Source organism: Amycolatopsis nigrescens CSC17Ta-90, assembly GCF_000384315.1.
GTDB lineage: Bacteria > Actinomycetota > Actinomycetes > Mycobacteriales > Pseudonocardiaceae > Amycolatopsis > Amycolatopsis nigrescens.
Map to the genome: position 1 here is coordinate 6,669,683 of NZ_ARVW01000001.1, position 17,803 is coordinate 6,687,485.

A 17,803-nucleotide genomic window follows, 5' to 3' on the forward strand; every position below is an offset into this window, starting at 1 on the left:
CGGGTGACCTTGAGGGGGATTCATGGACCGCGAGCAGCTGGTGAGCTCGTTGCAGCGGAGGGTCTCGTGCTACACCGACGGTGATCCGGCTCCCGTGCTCGAACCCGAAGCCCACACCGAGACCGAGCGGCTGCTCACCTTCCTCGGCACTCCGGACGGCGTCGACTTCAACGTGCTGCACCTGGCCGGCCTGGTGTACCTGCTCCGGGCGGCCGCGCTGTACGAGCGGCGGTCGCCGGACGCGGCGGTGACGGAGCGGCTCGCCTTCGTTCTGCTCACCCCGGTGTACCTGGCCCATCCCGACGCGGTCGACGAAGAGGTGGGGAAGGCGATCCGGCCCGCCCTGAACCTGAGCCCGCCGGAGGCCGGGCACGCCGGCTGGGCGCAGGACCTCGGACTGGCGCTCGCCGCGGTCGCCGAGTTGACCGGTGACCTCGCCGCTTTCCGGGACGCCATTGCCATGCTGACCGACGCCGTGACCGAGGCCGCGGCCAACTCGGACGCGCGCCGGTCCGGTTATCTCGCCGCGCTCGGGGTGACGATGCGGGTGCTGTACGAGCGGCACGGCGCTGCGCCGGTACTGGCGAACGCGCTCGGCGTGCTGGCCGAGGCGGTGCGCACGGCCGAGCCTGGCGACCCCGGCCTGCCGCAGTGGACCGCGGAACTCGGTTTCACCCTGCGCCTCGACTTCGAGCGCACCGGCGATCGGGCCAAACTGGCAGAAGCGATCGAGACGGGCCGCCGGGCATGCGAGCTGTGCCCGGCGGAGGCACCGGAACGGGCGGACATCCTGTCCTACCTCGGCGGGGCCCTCGCCGCCGGCGCAGGCCAGGGCGACCCGACCGCGGACGAGGCGGTCGAAGTGGGCGCGGAGGCGGTTCGGCTCAGCACCTCCGATGATCCGCAACGGCCGGCCAGGCTGGTCAACTACTCGCTCGCACTGCTGGCCCGGCAGCATCAGACCGGAGACCTGACCGGCGACCCCGCCGACGCGCGGCTGGCCGCCGAGGCGGTGCAGGAGGCGATCGCCGCCACCGACCCAGGTGACCCGACGCTGCCTTCGATGCGGTCGAGCCTCGGTTACGCCCTGCTGCTCCGCGACCGGGACGACATCGACGACGAAACGCTGAACCGGGCGATCTCCGCTTTCGAACAGGCCGCCGCGGGCATTTCGCCCGAGCAGCAGGCCGCCTACGCGCGCTGCCAAGGCGGGCTGGGTACCGCCCTGCGCCTGCGCTGGCACCGCACCGAGGACCCGGAGACGCAGGACGGGGCCATCGCCGCCCTCCGCGCCGCCGTGGACGCCGCCACCGACCGCGAGAGCCTGCGCGAGAACTGGGCTGCCGACCTCACCGAACTGCTGGGGGACCGGGCCGTCCGGCAGCGCACGCCGGAGTCGGTGGACGAGGCAATCGAGGCCGTGCGGCGCCTCGCCGACCGTCAGCGGGACGCCGAGCTGCCGGACACCGAACGCGCCAAGACCTGGATGCGCCTGAGTTCGCTGTACCGGGCGCGTTATATGCGTTATGGGCATGGCGGAGCCGATCTCGGCGCGGCGGTCGAGGCGGCCCGCCGGGGTATCGCCTGCACCGAGGTCGAGCCCGCGGTCCGGGTTCGCTACCTGGTGGACCTGGTCGACCTGCTCTGCCTTGGCAACGATGGCCTCGGCGAGGCGGAACGATTGAGCAGGCAGGCCGTGCGGGACTGCCCGCCGGACGGTCCGGCTCGGCCGGCGGTACTGATGTCGCTCGCTTCCGTGCTGTGGCAGGCGTACTCACGATTCGGCGATCCCACGCAGCTCGACGAGGCGATCGCGCTGCTCCGCGAGGCCAGGCCGCTCGAAGCCGACCCCGGTACCGATTCGCGGCTGCTGACCACGCTGGCCGCCGCGTTGCGCGCGCGGTATGGCCGGTCGCCCGATCTGGCCACCCTGGAGGAGGCGGTCGAAACCGCCCGTGCGGCCATCGAAAAGGCCACCGATGAAGAGGAACGCACTGGCCTGCGGGCGAACCTGACGGTTTCACTGGTCGAGCACTATGTGCGGACGGAGCACTTCCCCAGCTTGGCGGAGGCCGTCGAAATCGGTGCCAGGGTGATCGAGGAGACCCCGGAGGCCCACGTCGCCTTCGGCCACCGGCTGTCGAACCACGGAATGGCGCTGAGCTCCAGGTTCGACCACACCGGCGTGCCGGCCGATCTGGAGGCCGCGATCGACTGCCACCGGCGTGCGGTCGAGCTGACGCCGGACGGGCATCCCGACCGGGCGCGCCGGGTGGCCAACCTGGCCGCCGCCCAGTTCAAGCAGCTCGCTCCCAGCGGAGATCTCGACGGTCTCCGCGCGATGGCGAAAAGCGCGCGGGAGGCGGTGTACGCCACCCCGGACGACAACCCCAGCCGGGCGATCCGGCTGATCAACCTCACCGGGGCGCTGGCCCAGTTGTACGACTACACCGGCGACGTGGAGCACCTGCTGGAGGCGGTCAGCGTCGCCGAGCTGGCCGCGGGCCTGCGTACCGCGACCCCGTTCACCCGGCTGCGGGCCGCGAGGATGTGGGGTCGGCTGGCCGGGTTGGCGGATCAGTGGGAAGCCGCGGCGGAGGGTTTCCGCCAGGGCGTGCGGCTGCTGCCGCTGGTCGCACCGGGCCATCTGAGCCGGGCCGACCTGGAGTACCAGGTGCTGCGACTGGACCGGATCGCGTCCGACGCCGCGTGCAGCGCGCTCTGGGCCGAGGACGAGGCCGGCGCGCTGGAGGTGCTGGAAGAGGGGCGCGGGCTGCTGCTGTCCCGGGCGCTGGACAGCCGCAGCGACCTGACCGAGCTGCGTGCGGCGCATCCGGAGCGCGCCGCCGAATGGGAGCGCCTCACCGAGGAGCTGGACGTGCTGACCGGTCGCGCCGAAACCGTGCTGCCGGGGGATACCGGGAATATTGGGGACACCGGGGACCTGCCGGGGCCGGCGCCAGGGGCGGACCACCGGTTCCGGCTGGACGAGCGCCGCGTCGAGCTGCTCGGCAAGATCAGGGCCACTACGGGTTTCGAGCGGTTCCTCGAACCACCTCGGCTGGCGCAGCTGCGCCAGGCCGCGGAGTCCGGGCCGGTGGTCACCATCAACGTCAGCGACCACCGCTGCGACGCGCTGATCCTGACCACGGGCGAACCGCTGGTGGTGCGGCTGACCGGGCTGCACGCCGATGATCTGGCCGAACGGGTCGAGAAGTTCCTGGCCGCGCTGGACACCGTGACCACCGGCAACGTGGTCGAGCAGGCCATCGCGCAGGTGACCCTGCGGGAAACGCTGAGCTGGCTGTGGGAGGTGGTGACCGAGCCGGTGCTGAAAGCGCTGGGGCACACCGGCCCTCCGGCCGAAGGCGAACCGTGGCCACGGGTGTGGTGGTCGCCGACCGGGCTGCTGAACTTCCTGCCCCTGCACGCGGCCGGCCGTTTCCCGCGGGATCGGGACGAGCCCGTGCCGGGGGCCGCGGCGGTGCTGGACCGCGTGGTCTCCTCCTACACGCCGACCATCCGCGCCCTGCTGCACGCCCGGTCCCGCCCGGTCGCGGCCCGGCGCCGGCTGCTCGCGGTGGCCATACCGGCGACTCCGGGCCAGGCTCCGTTGCCGTACGCGCGTGAAGAGGCCGAAGCGCTATCGCGACGCTTCGACGCGGCCTCACCGCTCATCGACGCGGCGGCCTCCCATGACAACGTGCTGGCCGCGTTGCGTTTCGTCAACTGGGCGCATTTCGCCTGTCATGCGCACAGCGATCCGGCCGGGCCGTCGAACAGCCATCTGCTGCTGCACGACCGGCCGATGAGCGTCGCGGAGGTGAGCAGGCTCCGGCTGGAAGGCGCCGAGCTGGCTTATCTGTCGGCCTGCTCGACGGCCAGGGGCAGCGCGGAGCTGGCCGACGAGGCGATCCACATCGTCTCCGCGTTCCAGCTCGCCGGCTACCGCCATGTGGTCGGCTCGCTGTGGCCGGTGCTGGACAGGACCTCGGCGGAGGTGGCGGCCAGTTTCTACACCGGCCTGGACGGTGGTGCGCCGCCGGCCGAGGCGCTGCACGCGGTGATCCGCGAACGGCGTGCGGACGAGCCGCTGACCCCGTCGGTCTGGGCCGGTTACGTCTGCGCCGGCCCGTGATCCCGATCCGTCCCAGTGTCCACTGCGGACAGATCACCATTTCTTGATCGATTGTCGAATTCGACCGAATCTGCGCTGAACCGGTGATCTTTTTTCGACAGGAAGAATGAAGATCCTTTTTCGCAAATGGTGGAATATCTTCGGGTGATCGTTGACACGTCACTTGCGGAACGGTAGTACTTGTACCGGCTGAAGTGGCACCACTGGTTGGGAGGATCAAGAGGTGCTTCGCGGTGGCGGCGCCAGGGGTGTATTCGGGCGCGGCTGATTACGTCGCACTTCTCTATTCTTCGAATATGCGGTGGTGCACTCCACTAAATGGAGGTGCCATGCCGGTTACACCCACCTATCCAGGCGTGTACATCGAAGAGCTTCCCAGTGCCGTGCGCACTATAACGGGGGTTTCCACCTCCGTCACCGCGTTCGTCGGCTACACCACTCGCGGACCGGCGGGACTGCCGGTCACGCTCACCAGTTTCGCCGACTACGAGCGCCGTTTCGGCGGTCTCGCGGTGGAAAGCCCGCTGAGTCACGCGGTGCAGCAGTTCTTCCTCAAGGGCGGGTCCATCGCGATCGTGGTGCGGCTGGTGAACGGCGCCGAACAGTCCTCGACCGGCATCGGCGGCGCGGGCGAGGGCGAGTCCTTCGACGTCACCGCGCGGGAACCGGGCGTCTGGGGCGACGGGATCGGGGTCGCGGTCGATCCGTCGGCCACCGAGAACGCCTTCGATCTCCGGATCTTCGACCGCGCCGGCGCGCTACGGGAGAGCTACCGGGACCTGTCGGTCGATCGTGCCTCGCCGAGGTTCGCCGAAGCCGTGGTCAACTCCGCTTCGGAGGCGGTGACCGTGACGGTGGCCGACGAGGCCGTCGCGCCCGCCTACTCGGGCACGGTCTCCGGCGTGTTCGGCGCCTCCCTGCCCGACGTGTCCGGCCAGCAGGTCGACGCGGCCGTCGGGGAGCGGACGCACTCGTTCACGCTGTACGAGGCCGACGCGGCGGACAAACCGCGGAACCCGACCGAGCTGGCCCTCCTGCTGGAGCGCCGGATCCGCGCCGCGGCCCCGAACGACCCGGCGTTCGCCTCGGCCAGGGTGCACCTGCGCGGCGGGCGGTTGCAGGTGCTCGCCGGAGCCGCCGACGCCGAGCTGCGGCTGACCGGGCAGGCCGCGAGCACGCTCGGGCTGGAGGCGTCGGTGCGCGCCCCGGCCTATCCGCTGGACGGCGGGGTGGACGGCGCCGCGCCGACCGCCGCGGACCTGATGGGCAGCCCCGACGCCAAGACCGGGGTGCACGCGCTGCGCGACGTCGAGGACGTCAACCTGCTGGTGATCCCGGAACTGGCCGCCGCCGAGTTCGACGGCACCCGGATCGCGGTGATCGAGCAGGCCGTCGCGCTGTGCCGGGACAAGCGGATGTTTTTCATCGTGGACAGCCCCAGCTCGTGGACCTCGCTGGACAAGGCTCGCGCCGGGCTGGCCGAGTTCGACGCGGTGCGCAGCGACCACGCCGCGCTGTACTTTCCGCACCTGCGGCTGACCGACCCGCTTTCCGGTCAGCTGCGGGACTTCCCGCCCTCCGGTGCGATCGCCGGGATCTACGCGCGGACCGACACCGACCGCGGGGTGTGGAAGGCGCCGGCCGGCACCGAGGCGGCGCTGTCCGGCACCCGTGCGCTCACCGTGCCGCTGACCGACGAGGAGAACGGGCTGATCAACCCGGCCGGGTTGAACGCGCTGCGCGGGTTCCCGGTGATCGGGCCGGTGGTCTGGGGTGCGCGCACCCTCGCCGGCGCGGACCGACTCTCGTCGCAATGGAAGTACATTCCGGTCCGGCGGACCGCGCTGTTCCTGGAGGAGAGTCTCTACCGCGGCACGAAATGGGTGGTTTTCGAACCCAATGACGAACGGTTGTGGGGACAGATCCGACTCAATGTGGGCGCTTTCCTGCACACCTTGTTCCTGCAGGGCGCTTTCCAGGGCACTTCGGCGCGGGACGCCTATTTCGTGAAGTGCGACAAGGCCACCACCACGCAGGACGACATCAACCGCGGCGTGGTCAATGTGCTGGTCGGGTTCGCGCCGCTCAAACCGGCCGAGTTCGTGATCATCAAGATCGAGCAGCTAGCCGGTCAGATCCAGGTTTAGGACACAGGGACGGGGCATGGCTGAGTTCACTGTCAACGCACAACGGTTCGACCCCTATAAGAACTTCAAGTTCCTCGTGCTGTGGGACGGCAGGACCGTCGCCGGGGTCAGCAAGATCAGCCCGATGAAGCGGACCACGGAGGTGGTGAAGCACCGCAGCGGCGGGGACTCCAGCTCGCCGCGGAAGTCCGCGGGCAGGGTGGAGTTCGAGGCCATCACCCTGGAGCGCGGGGTCACCCACGACCCGGAGTTCGACCGCTGGGCCAACAAGGTCTGGCTGGTCGGCGCCGGCCGCGGCAGCGAGTCCTCGCTGCGCGACTTCCGCAAGAACATCGTCATCCAGGTGCTCAACGAGGCAGGCCAGGTCGCGGTGGCGTACAAGGTCTACCGGGCCTGGCCGAGCGAGTACCAGATCCTCGGTGAGATGGACGCCAACGCCAACGCGGTCGCCATCCAGAGCCTGAAGCTGGAGTGCGAGGGCTGGGAGCGCGACGCCGAGGTGCCGGAGCCGGAAGAGCCCACGATCACGCAACCGGCCTAGCCGTGCTCGCGGGAACGGACCTGCTCGCCGCCTGGGAGTCGGGAGCGGCGGCGGGCGGTGGCGAGCGGACGGTGCTGCTGCACGCGCTGGCCCGCCCGGTCGCCGATCCGGAGGAGCTGCTCGGGGTGCCGCTCGGCATCAGGGACGCGGAGCTGTTCGCGCTGCGCCGGTCGTTGTTCGGCACGCGGATCCCGGTGCGGGTGAGCTGCCCGGACTGCGCCGAGGAGCTGGAGTTCGAGTTCGACACCGCGGCGGTGGCCGGGCTGCCCGGTGGCACCGCCGGGGAACCGGTCACCGTCACCAGTGGCGAGTGGACGGTGCTGCTGCGGCCGCCAACCTCCGGCGACCTGCTGGCGGCGGGGCACGCGGGCACCGCGGCCATGGCACGGGCGGAACTGCTGTCCCGCTGCGTGCTCTCGGCCGAGCGGGCCGGGGCACCGGCCCGCGCCGGGGAGCTTCCCGCCGAGGTTCAGCGGGCCGTGGCCGAGCGGGCCGCCGAAGCCGATCCGTGCGCGGACATCCGGCTCGACCTCGGCTGCCCCGAGTGCGGGCGGCGGGTGCGGGCGGAGCTGGACATCTCCGCCTGCTTGTGGGCGGAGCTGGACTCCTGGGCCAGGGCGACCCTGCTCGAGGTGTACCAGCTCGCCGCGGCGCTCGGCTGGAGCGAGCCGCAGATCCTGGCGCTGAGCCCGTTGCGCCGCCGCTACTACCTGGAGCTGGCCGGACATGCCTGACTACTTCGATCGGCTGGTGGCCAGGGCGGCGGACTGGCCGGATGCGCCGGAAGCGGTGCCGAAGGTGCGGCCGAGGCTGCCGGACCCGTTCGAGCGTCCGCCCAGGGCCCAGCTGGAACAGTTCGAAACGGTGGACGCCCCGCCGTTCACCGCGCCGGTGCCGGACGATCCGCCAGTGCCGTCGCTACCGGCGCCGCCGTTTCCCTTGCCGCGTCCTGACTTTCCGGCCGCCGGGCCGGAGCCGAGGCCGGAGCCGGTTCGGCAGGCCGAGCGGATCGTGTCGGTGCCGTCGGGGCAGGTCCGGGAAACCTTGCGGCGGCTGGTGGACCGCCTCGAGGTACGGACCGAAGTGGTGGCCGCCCCGCCGGTGCGCCCGGCCGCCCCGCGGGCGCCTCGGGCAGGGCGGCCCACCGGTCACCGGGAAACCGTCCCCGCCCCGGTTCGTCCGTCCGTTGTGGACATCCGGCTGGCAGGGCGGGCCCAGGAGCCGGGCGGTACGGCACGGTCGCCGGGTGAGCGCCGGGCGCAGCCGCCGCCGGCCGAACGCGTGGTGCGGGTCAGCATCGGCAAGCTCGCGGTGAAGGCGGCCGCGCAGCCGGAGCAGCCACGGCCGCGGGGCGGGCAACGCCCGTCGCCCGTGGTCAGCCTCGACCGCTACCTCGCCGGAGAGGGAGGCGGCTCATGAGCAACTATCTTTCCATCGCGCAGGCCACCGATGCGTTGTGCGGGTTCATCGCCCGCGCGCTGCTCGACGACGGCATCACCTTCGGCATCCGCGTCACGCCGAGGAAACCGCCGGCCGAACCGCCCGCGGACCCGATGGTGACCGTCTTCCTCTACCAGATCACGCCGAACGCCGCCTTGCGCAACCGGGACGCGCCGACCCGCGCACCGGACGGCACCCTGCTCGTCAAGCCGCAGGCCGCGCTGGACCTGCACTACCTGATCACCTGCTACGGCAACGAGGACGTGCTCGAACCCCAGCGGATGCTCGGCTCGATCGTGCGCGGGCTGCACGAGCAGCCGATTCTGTCCAGAGTGGACATCGAGGAGTCGGCGACCAAGCCGTTCCTGGCCGGCGCGGACCTGGCGTCCGCCCCGCAGGCGGTCCGGTTCACCCCGGCCAAGCTGGACCTGGACGATCTGTCGAAGCTCTGGTCGATGCTGGTGCAGACGCCCTACGCGTTGTCCGTGGTGTACGAGGCGACCGCGGTCGTGGTGGACGGGCGCGGGGTGCCCGCCGCCGGGAAACCGGTGCTGCGCCGCACGGTCCGGGCCATCGCGGGCGGCCGCCCGAAGATCGAGCGGCTGCTCTCCCGGGCCCTGGGCTCCCCGGACCGGCCCGCCGAAGGCCCGGTGCCCGCCGGGTCCGAGGTCTGGCTCGAAGGCACCGCGCTGGCCGGAGACGGGGTGGTGGTCCGGGTCGGCGACCGGGAGGTGACGCCGAGCAGCGCGGGCGAGCAGCGAGTGGTGTTCACCTTGCCCGAGCAGCCCGCCGCGCTGCCGCCGGGCATCTACCCGGTGCAGGTGCTGCACGACGTGCGGGTCCGCGACGGCGCGGAGGACCGGGTGCTGCGCCGGGTGCTGGAATCCAACGCGGTGCCGCTGGTCCGCCAGCCCAGGGTGCTCGATCCGGTCGAGGCTGGCGGCGACCCGCCGGTCCTGACCATCCGGCTGGATCTGCCGTTGCGCGCGTCGCAGCGGGTGGAGGTGCTGCTGGACGAGCTCGACCCGCCCGCGGACAGGGCGGCGGCGAGCTACCGGTTCGCGGCGGCGTTCCCGCTGGAACGCCCGCCCGGCACCGAGGACGCGATCCGGGTGCCGGTGCCGGGGGTGCGGCCCGCGGTCTATCTGGTCCGCGTCCAGGTGGACGGGGTGCCGAGCCTGCCGGGGCCGGACCTGCGCACGCCGACGGCCGAACTGGGGGCCTGATGCCGACGGCCCCTGAACAGCATGAACAGCACGGACAGCACGGACAGCACGAGCGGCACCGGCGGGCGCTGTCCGCCGCGGTGGCCGTCGTGCTGGGTCGGGTCGATGCCCACGCGGCCGGAAAACCGGTTCCCGTCAAGAACACAGCGGATCCGGCGGCTGAGGGCACCAGCGCGCTGGCCGCGGTGTGCTCCTGTTTCGGGCTCACCCCGTTCGAACGCGACGTGCTCGTGCTCACCGCCGCCACGGAGATCGACCCGACCACGGCGGCGCGGTGCGCGGCGGCGGGCGGCGACCCGCAGCGCGCCTATCCGACTTTCTCCCTCGCCCTCGCCGCGCTGCGCGAGCCGTACTGGGCCGCGCTCACCCCGGTCGCCCCGCTGCGCCGCTGGCGGCTGGTCGAGCTGGACGACCCCGGCTCGCCGACCACCACGCGGCTGCGGATCGACGAGCGGATCCTGCACTTCCTGGCCGGGGTGCCCTATCTGGACAGCAGGCTGCACGGGCTGGTGGTACCGGTCGAAGTGCCTGGCCCGCCGCCGCCTTCGCAGGTGCTGCTCGCCGAGCGGCTGGCGGCGAGCTGGACGGACACCGAAGGCGACCCGCGGGCCGAATTGGCCGGGGCGGACCGGCAGACGCGCCGGGAGGTGGCGGCGGCCGCCGCCGGCGCCTGCGGGCTCTCCCTGTACCGGGTGGACGCCGTCGACTTGCCGGCCGAGCCGAGGGAGCGGGACGCGCTGGGCCGGTTGTGGGAACGCGAGGCGGTGCTGCTGCCCGCCGCGCTGCTGGTGGAGGTGGACGAGGGCCGTGAACGGCACGCGGTGGTGGAGGCGTTCGCCGCGCCGCTGGGCGTGCCGGTGGTGCTCTCCAGCGCGGACTCGCTGCCCGTCCGCGAGCACCGGAACCGGTTCGCGGTCGGCGCGCTGCCGGTGGACGAACAGCAGGAGCTCTGGTCCGAGGCGGTGAACGGCCCGGCCGCCACGAACGGTTCGCGGCGCCTCGGCGAGGGCGAGCTCAAGCGCCTGGTCGCGCAGTTCTCCTTGCCGGCGCACGTGATCCGCGCCGCGGGGGAGACGGTGCGCCGGGAGACGGGCGAACCGGCCGGGCTGGCCTGGCGCGCCGGGCTGGCCGAGTCGCGGATGGCGCTGGACGAGCTCGGGCAGCGCATCGAACCGCGCGCCGGCCGGGAAGATCTGGTGCTCGCGCACCGCGAACGAGCCGTGCTCGCCGAGATCATCGCGCACGTGCGGGCCCGCGCGACCGTCTACCAGGACTGGGGTTTCGAGTCGGTGCTGCGCCGGGGCCTCGGAGTCACCGCGTTGTTCGCGGGTGGCAGCGGTACCGGCAAGACGTTGGCCGCCGAGGTGGTCGCCGGGGAACTCGGCCTCGACCTGTTCGTGATCGACCTGTCCCAGGTGGTCAGCAAGTACATCGGGGAGACCGAGAAGAACCTGCGGCGGGTCTTCGACGCGGCCGAGCGCGGCGGGGCCGTGCTGCTGTTCGACGAAGCGGACGCGTTGTTCGGCAAACGCAGCGAGGTCAAGGACAGCCACGACCGGTACGCCAACCTCGAGGTCAGCTACCTGCTGATGCGGATGGAGGCTTACCGGGGGCTGGCGATCCTCACCACGAACCTCAAGAAGGCGCTGGACCAGGCCTTTCTGCGCCGGATCCGGTTCGTGGTGGATTTCCCGTTCCCTTCGGCGGCCGAACGCGCGGAGATCTGGCGGCGGGTCATCCCCGGCGCGACCCCGGTGGACGGGGTCGACCCGCGCAGGCTGGCGCAGCTGACCGTGGCCGGCGGCAGCATCCGCAATATCGCGCTGTCCGCGGCTTTCCTGGCCGCGGACGAGGGCGCCGTGCTGGGCATGCGACATCTGCTCGCCGCGTCCCGCACGGAGTACCAGAAGCTGGAGCGCTCGCTCACCCCCGGGGAGGTCGCCGGATGGGTGTGATCGTGGTGGAGATCGGCGAGCTGGTCTTCGACGGGTTTGACGGGTTGGATTCCGGCCGGGTGGCCGCGGCGTTCCAGCGCGAGCTGACCCGGTTGCTGCGCGACCGGCCGGTGCCGGCCGGGGCGCTGCTCGGCGCCGAGCAGGACAGTGTGCTGGAGGGACTGGAGCTGCCCGACCTGCCTCGCGGCACGTCGCCGCGGCGCCTCGGGGTGGCACTGGCCCGCGCGGTCGGCGCGGGGTTCACCGCGGATTCCTTCCCGGAAGAGCCGGGGCGAAGATGAAGACCTCGGCGGCACCACGGCAGCGGCGGACCTCGCGGAAACGGGAGGCCGATCGCGCCGTGGCGCGGCCGCCGGAGTTCAAGGACATCGTCTCCGGCGCTGGCCAGCCGCTCGACGCGGGGCTGCGCCGCGAGCTGGAGGAAAGGCTCGGGCACGACTTCAGCCGGGTGCGGATCCACGCTGGCGCCGACGCCGCGGCGCTGACCGAGCTGCTCGGCGCGGAAGCCGTGGCGCTGGGCCAGGACGTCTTCTTCGCGGAGGGCGCCTTTCACCCGGAGACGGCCGCCGGGCGGCGCCTGCTCGCGCACGAGCTGCTGCACACCGTGCAGGTGCCGCACGCACCGGGACCGTTGCGCCTCGGCCGTGAGCCGGGCGTGGTGAGCGGTTCGCAGGACGCCGTGGAGCAGGAGGCGGAGGCGGGCGTGCGGGACGGCCGGGTCCCGGTGCGCGAAAGCGGCAGCCGGGTCGCGTCCTGGCTGCGGTACGCCAGGGGCACCGCGGAGCAGCAGCGTGCCGAGCAGCTCGATCCGGCGGCCGTAGTGGACCGTCTGGTGGCGGGGTTGTTGCGCAGCCTGCGCGGGGACGCCACGGACGCGTCGGGCCGGGTGCGGCTGCAACTCGGCCGGCTGGCGCCCGCGCTGCGCGAGCTGGTGCTGACCCGGCTGGAAATCCGGTTGTCCTCGGCGGAATACCGGCGGGTGCGTGAGCTCGTCGCGGAGGCCGACGCGGCGGCGGGCGGTGGCCCGGTCGATTCGGCCGGCACTCCGGAACCGGTGACGGACGCGGCGGACCGCACCGAGGCCGACCGGGAGGCGGCCGAGGAAGAGGCGGGGAGCGAGGCCGACCAGGAGGAGCGGCAGGAGGAGGACCTGCCGGAGGAGTCCGAAAAGGACGAAGAGGAGCAACCCCCGGAAGAGGAGCCCGAGGAGAAGGAAGAGGGCGAGAAAGAGAGCCAGGAAGACAAAGAAGGCAAGGAAAAGAAGGAGGACAAGGACAAGAAAGACGAGGAGGAGCAGAAGAAGGAGGACGAAGACAAGAAGGGCAAGGACAAGAAGAAGGGCGAGAAAGACAAGAAAGACAAGAAAGACAAGGACAAGGGCGAGCAGGCGCCCAAAGCAGCGGCCGAAGCGGCCGCGCAACCCGCCGCACAGGCTCCCGGGGCACCGGGGGCGGCGGGACCCGCGAGTCAGGGGCCCGCGGCGGGGGCGACTCCGGTTGCGGAGACCGGACGGCCCGAGCAGCAGCCCGGTCCGGCGCGCCCGGAACGGATGGAGCGTGAGGCAGCCGAGCCGGAGGGCCCGCTGGCACGGCATGGGCTGCTGGACGACCGCGACCATGACCGCGACGAGGAGCAGGAGAAACCGCTCGGCCTCGAACCCGGTGCCGACGCCGAGGTGGAAACCCCGGAGCCCGAGCAGAAGGAGCCGGAGGAGGAACCGCCGGCGCGGCCCGAGTTGAAGGCCGAGGACTACCTGCCCGGTTCGGACCTGGACGTGTCGAACGTGCCCACCGCCGACCGGAACACCCTGCCGGGCAGCGGGTCGCCCAGTGTGCCGCAACCGCCGAGTTTCCCGGCGCCGCCGCCGACCAAGGCCGAACAGCAGGAGGAAGCGGAACAGTCGGAAGAGCCGGAAGAGGCCGTACCCGAGCCGGAGCCCGCCGGCCCCGAAGCCGCCGCTCCGGCTGCCCCGCCGCCTGAGCCGGAACCACCGGTGCCGCCGGTGGAGGAGCCGCCCGCCGAACAACCGCCGGAAGCCGAGGTCGGCCCCGAACCGCAGGGCGACCGCCCGCCCGCCCCGGAACCGCCACTGGCCAAGGAGCCGCGCGAGGAACAGGAAGAACCCGCCGCTGGCCCGATGGCCGGGCCGCTCGGCGTTCGGGAGGCGCCGGAACCGCAGGAGTCGGAAGCGCCGGGACCGCTGGGAGGCGCCGGACCGGTCGGCGCGGACACCGGCCCGGCGGGCGCGGGCGCCGGACCGGCCGCACCGGCCGAACCCGAGGCGGCACCGGGCGCGGCCGAGCCCGTCGGTGCCGAGCCCGCTGGTGCTCCGCTCGCGCCGGAGGCTTCGCTGGAGCCCGGCGGCGGTGCCTGCGCCGGAGCGCCCGAGCCGACCACCGAAGGAGCCAAGGCCGAAGGCGGCCAGGGCGGCTGCGCCGCCGGTGGCGGTGGCGGTGCCCCGGCACCGGCGGCCGAGCAGGAGCCTCCGGCACCCGACGTCTCCGGTCAGCCACCGGAGGCGGCGCTGGCCGCCGTCGGCACCCTGCCCCCGGACCGGATGCAGGGCTCACTGTCCGGAGTGGACAGTGCGATCGGCAGGGATGTCGGCGAGCAGCAGAGCGCGTTGCAGGCGGCGCCTCCCGCCACCACGCGACCATCCGGGGCACCGCGCACCATGTCCGGCCCGCCGCAGGCCGCGCCGGCGGCGGACGGCGAGAAGGTCAAGCTGGAAAAGCTCGAGGCCCAGCAGGCGGCGGCGCGGAAGAAGGCCGAGGCCGAGGAGGTCAAGGGGTCCGACCCGGCCGGCAAGGCGCAGCGGCCCCAGGTCGCGGGTGGCACCGACGGCAAGCTCTCCGAACAGGAGGTCCGCAACGTCGAGCAGGCGGTGGACCAGGTGCCGACCACTGACCCGGCGCTGCACGCCACCGTCGGCAAGGTCGAGCGGGTCGAGTTGAAGGGCGAAACCGACCCGGCCCGGACCGACGAGCAGAACGCGGAGCTCGGCAAGGCGTCCCAGCAGATCCACGCCACCGGGCGGGTGGAGGCGGCGAAACCGCTCGGCGAGGACCAGATCTACCCCAACGCCCCGGCCGAGACGCTGACCGCCGAAGTCCCCTCGGGTGGCGGCGGTGGCGCTGGTCCGGCGGGTGGGCCGGGGCAGGTGGACAAGGGCGTCGCGGTGGTCGCGCAGCAGGAGCGCGGGCCGCAGGTGCAGGCCGGGGTCGCGCAGGGGCAGGCCGCGATGGGCACCGAGCGGCAGAACCAGCGCCAGGGCGAGGCGCAGGCCAACGTGGCGCATCAGGCCGAGGTGACCCAGGCCGTCCAGCAGAACGCCGAGGCGCAGGCCGGCGAACGGGGCAAGGTCGCCGAGGGCGCGGCCGCGCAGCGCGCGGAATGGCGGGCCGAGCAGGACCAGAAGGTCCAGGAAAGCGACACCGAGGCCGGCAAGGAGAACGAGAAGGCCAAGACCGGTATCACCACGGAGAAAACCGAGACCGACAAGAAGAACGACGCCCAGCAGAAGACGGACAACGACCGGATCGCCCGCGAGCGCGAGCAGGCCGAGGAGAAGGCGCGCAAGGAGAAGGAGCGCAAGAAGGAGGAGTCCGACGGCGGGATCTTCGGCTGGATCGCCTCCAAGGTCAAGAGCTTCTTCGAGGGCCTGCTGAACGCGATCACCGCGATCTTCGACGCCGCGGTCAAGCTGGTCAACGACATCGTCAAGGGTTTCGCGAAGCTGGTCACCGCCGCGATCGAGCTGGCGCGCAAGGCGATCGTCGGGCTGATCAACACGCTGGCGAACATCCTGATCAAGCTGTGCGACGTGCTTGCGGTGTTCTTCCCGGAGCTGGCGGCGAAGATCCGCAAGGGGATCGAGGCGCTGCGCGACGCGGCGATCGCGGTGGTGAACAAGCTCGCCGACGCGCTCAAGGCGGGGGTCGAGTTCCTGCTGAACAAGCTCGCGCAGGCGCTCACCGGGCTGCTGCGGCTGTTGGAGGCCGGGCTCAAGGCCGCGGTGAAGGCCGTGCAGACCGTGGTGAACGCGGCGATCGAGTTCGCCAAGGCGGCGATCCAGCTGCTCGGTGAGTTCGCCGCGATCATCGCCGATATCGCCAGCATGGGCGTCGGCGCCTGGCTGGGGCGCCTGGGCAGTTCGGCCAAGGAGGGCATCCAGCAGCACCTGTGGGGCGCGATCAAGAGCGCGGTCAAGCAGTGGTTCAACCAGAAGGTCGAGTCGATCCTCGGTCTCGGCAAGGCCGTGCTCAACGTGCTGGTCAAGGGCTGCATGTCGATGGCCAAGATCGGCAAAATGGCCTGGGAGGCGCTGATCGCGTCGCTGCCGATGATCATCATCATGGTCGTCGTCGAGCGGCTGGTCTCGCTCATCGTGCCTGCCGCCGGCGCGGTGCTCGCGGTGGTGCAGGGCCTGATGGCTGCCTGGGGCACGATCAGCAAGATCCTCGCCGCGATCGGCGCTTTCATCGCGTTCCTGAAGGCGGTCAAGGCCGGGCCCGCCGCCTGCCTGTTCGCCGCCGCGGTGGCGGCCGGGGTGGTCGCGCTGCTGGAGTTCATCACCAACTTCCTGATGTCGAAGCTGGCGGTGGCCGCGAAGGGCGTCGGCCGGACGCTCCAGGACATGGCCAAGAAGATCACCGCCGGCCTGAAGCGCGCCGGAAAGGGCGCCCGCAAAGCGGCCGGCACGGCGGTCAACTCGGCCCGCCGGGGGCTGCGTTCCGCCGCGCAGACCCTGCGCCCGCCGCGGCGGGCGTCCCGTCCCGCCCCCGACGTCACCCGCCGTCCCGGTGCTCCCGCGGCCACCCGCCCGCGCGGCGCCCGCCCCGAGCGTCTGGGACGGCGCCGGGAAACACCGGGCCGCCGCCCTGAACGTCGCCCCGAACGCCGCCGCGAAGGCGAACGTGAAGCCCCGCCCCGGCGCCCCGGTCGCGTACGGGCCGCGCTGAACCGGGTCAAGGGCGCCGTCCGCACCGGCCTGCGCCGCGTCGGCACCGCCCTGCGCAAGGTCGGCCGCAAGCTGACCAACGGCAAACTCGGCCGAGCCCTGCGCAATGGCGCCAAAAAGCTGCGCGACAAGTACCAGCGCACCCGCGACCGCCTGCGCACCCGCCAGCGCCAACGGGACGAGCAACGCCGCCGTCGCGATGAGCAGCGAAAGAAGAAGCAGGAGCAGACCAAGGACGAACGCCTCGCGCTCATCGTGGCCCGCATCCGGCCGAAGCTCAAATCCTTGTTGCGGCGGGGCGTCTTCCGGCCGGTGCTGCTCGGGGTGCTCGCCGGGATGCGAGCTTGGTATCGCCTGACCAGTCTTGCCCGCGTCGGCGGCCAGCGTTTCGACATCATCGCCAGGCTGAACCCGGACCAGAAGGCAGAGGACGGCGCCGAAGGAGAAGACCCGCACGGCAACAAGGTCGACCGCGACGTCCCTGTCGAAGGAGTCCCGGCAAAGGACGAGCAGGACGAGGAAAAGCTCAAGGAGGAAAAGCGTAAGAGAGAACCGGCCGAGGACGAAGGCGAGCCTACCGTCGTTGGAAAGCTTCCGAGAAAGCCTGGTCGGGATCAGGACGAGCCCGAACCACCGACTGTGGCCGTGTCACCGAAAGTGCCTGGTCCGAAACCGCCAGACGCGCCGAAGTCAGACGCACCGAAGCCAGACGTGGGCAAGCCAAGGCCGGTGGGGAAAGAGTCCGAGCCCGGGAGGCCGGCCAAGCCGAAGGAGGATGTCCCCGCTCCCAGGAAACCGGAGTCGCCGAAGAAGCCGGAGAGCAAGACGCCGGCTCGTGAAGACGATCCTGAGGCCACCCCGACTACTCCAGCCGCGAAGGGAAAGGTCAAGGATCCGGACACCGAGTATCGGAGCTATCGCGAGCTGACCGAGAACTGGGAGCAGCGGGTCGGAAACTACAAGCGTCCGACTTCGGCGAAGGAGGTCAAGGGAGCTCCGCCCTTCGAAGAAGGTACCGCCCCTGGGCATGGCCGGTCTAAGCACAATGTGTCCAACGAGGAGACGGCGAAGATACTGAATTCTCCAGGTCGGATTTTTACCGGGGTGTCCGATCGAGGTAGGCTGGTCGATATATATTGGAAGGATGGCAGCGTGGTGATCACCGAGGCTGGAAAAAAGAACAGCGTGATAACCAGCTACGGGCTTGTCGATGGGCGAGCCAAGAAGCCGACAGCGGTATCTCCTGAAAAATGGACTTCCGACCCCAGGTACATGGAAGTGAGCTTGGAGCGCGACGCGGTTGTAGTGATCCACGCGACACGGGACAGGTGGTTGCAGGCCGGAGGGACCTAGCGGAGTCCGGGCAGTTTGGGCAGTGTTGGCATCAACGTGTGTG

General features: G+C 71.7%; 9 protein-coding genes. All 9 read left to right on the top strand.

The features are described 5' to 3' along the window. Positions 1–22 precede the first annotated feature (22 nt). Positions 23–4,138, top strand: a complete 4,116-nt coding sequence (locus AMYNI_RS47490; protein ID WP_020672133.1) for a CHAT domain-containing tetratricopeptide repeat protein — start codon at positions 23–25, stop codon at positions 4,136–4,138. Positions 4,139–4,467: 329 nt separating this feature from the next. Next, positions 4,468–6,285 carry a phage tail sheath C-terminal domain-containing protein gene (locus tag AMYNI_RS0131750; protein WP_026361198.1) on the top strand — a complete coding sequence of 606 codons (1,818 nt, stop codon included), beginning with the start codon at positions 4,468–4,470 and terminating at the stop codon, positions 6,283–6,285. Positions 6,286–6,301: 16 nt separating this feature from the next. Next, positions 6,302–6,826, top strand: coding sequence for a phage tail protein (locus AMYNI_RS0131755; RefSeq protein WP_020672135.1), 525 nt, complete (start codon positions 6,302–6,304; stop codon positions 6,824–6,826). A gap of 2 nt (positions 6,827–6,828) precedes the next feature. Then, entirely contained in the window at positions 6,829–7,560 is a 732-nt protein-coding gene (locus AMYNI_RS0131760; protein ID WP_020672136.1) for a T4 family baseplate hub assembly chaperone, read from the top strand. Next, positions 7,553–8,245, top strand: coding sequence for a hypothetical protein (locus AMYNI_RS0131765; RefSeq protein ID WP_026361199.1), 693 nt, complete (start codon positions 7,553–7,555; stop codon positions 8,243–8,245). Before AMYNI_RS0131760 ends, AMYNI_RS0131765 begins: the two co-directional genes overlap by 8 nt. Next, positions 8,242–9,492 carry a Pvc16 family protein gene (locus AMYNI_RS47495; RefSeq protein ID WP_020672137.1) on the top strand — a complete coding sequence of 417 codons (1,251 nt, stop codon included), beginning with the start codon at positions 8,242–8,244 and terminating at the stop codon, positions 9,490–9,492. The genes AMYNI_RS0131765 and AMYNI_RS47495 overlap by 4 nt, the downstream gene beginning before the upstream one ends. After that, complete coding sequence (locus AMYNI_RS0131775) at positions 9,492–11,447, top strand: ATP-binding protein (protein WP_020672138.1); 1,956 nt, start codon at positions 9,492–9,494, stop codon at positions 11,445–11,447. The genes AMYNI_RS47495 and AMYNI_RS0131775 overlap by 1 nt, the downstream gene beginning before the upstream one ends. Next, entirely contained in the window at positions 11,438–11,728 is a 291-nt protein-coding gene (locus AMYNI_RS45730; protein ID WP_020672139.1) for a hypothetical protein, read from the top strand. Before AMYNI_RS0131775 ends, AMYNI_RS45730 begins: the two co-directional genes overlap by 10 nt. Beyond that, the gene (locus AMYNI_RS47500; protein WP_051116387.1) at positions 11,725–17,760 is read left to right on the top strand and encodes an eCIS core domain-containing protein; all 6,036 of its coding nucleotides are present in this window, start codon (positions 11,725–11,727) and stop codon (positions 17,758–17,760) included. Before AMYNI_RS45730 ends, AMYNI_RS47500 begins: the two co-directional genes overlap by 4 nt. The last annotated feature ends 43 nt before the right edge of the window (positions 17,761–17,803 follow it).

Bases quoted from the DNA above. Each gene is read 5' to 3' on its own strand.
- AMYNI_RS47500 (WP_051116387.1), top strand. From the start codon at position 11,725: ATGAAGACCTCGGCGGCACCACGGCAGCGGCGGACCTCGCGGAAACGG.
- AMYNI_RS47495 (WP_020672137.1), top strand. From the start codon at position 8,242: ATGAGCAACTATCTTTCCATCGCGCAGGCCACCGATGCGTTGTGCGGG.
- AMYNI_RS45730 (WP_020672139.1), top strand. From the start codon at position 11,438: ATGGGTGTGATCGTGGTGGAGATCGGCGAGCTGGTCTTCGACGGGTTT.
- AMYNI_RS0131755 (WP_020672135.1), top strand. From the start codon at position 6,302: ATGGCTGAGTTCACTGTCAACGCACAACGGTTCGACCCCTATAAGAAC.
- AMYNI_RS0131775 (WP_020672138.1), top strand. From the start codon at position 9,492: ATGCCGACGGCCCCTGAACAGCATGAACAGCACGGACAGCACGGACAG.
- AMYNI_RS47490 (WP_020672133.1), top strand. From the start codon at position 23: ATGGACCGCGAGCAGCTGGTGAGCTCGTTGCAGCGGAGGGTCTCGTGC.
- AMYNI_RS0131750 (WP_026361198.1), top strand. From the start codon at position 4,468: ATGCCGGTTACACCCACCTATCCAGGCGTGTACATCGAAGAGCTTCCC.
- AMYNI_RS0131765 (WP_026361199.1), top strand. From the start codon at position 7,553: ATGCCTGACTACTTCGATCGGCTGGTGGCCAGGGCGGCGGACTGGCCG.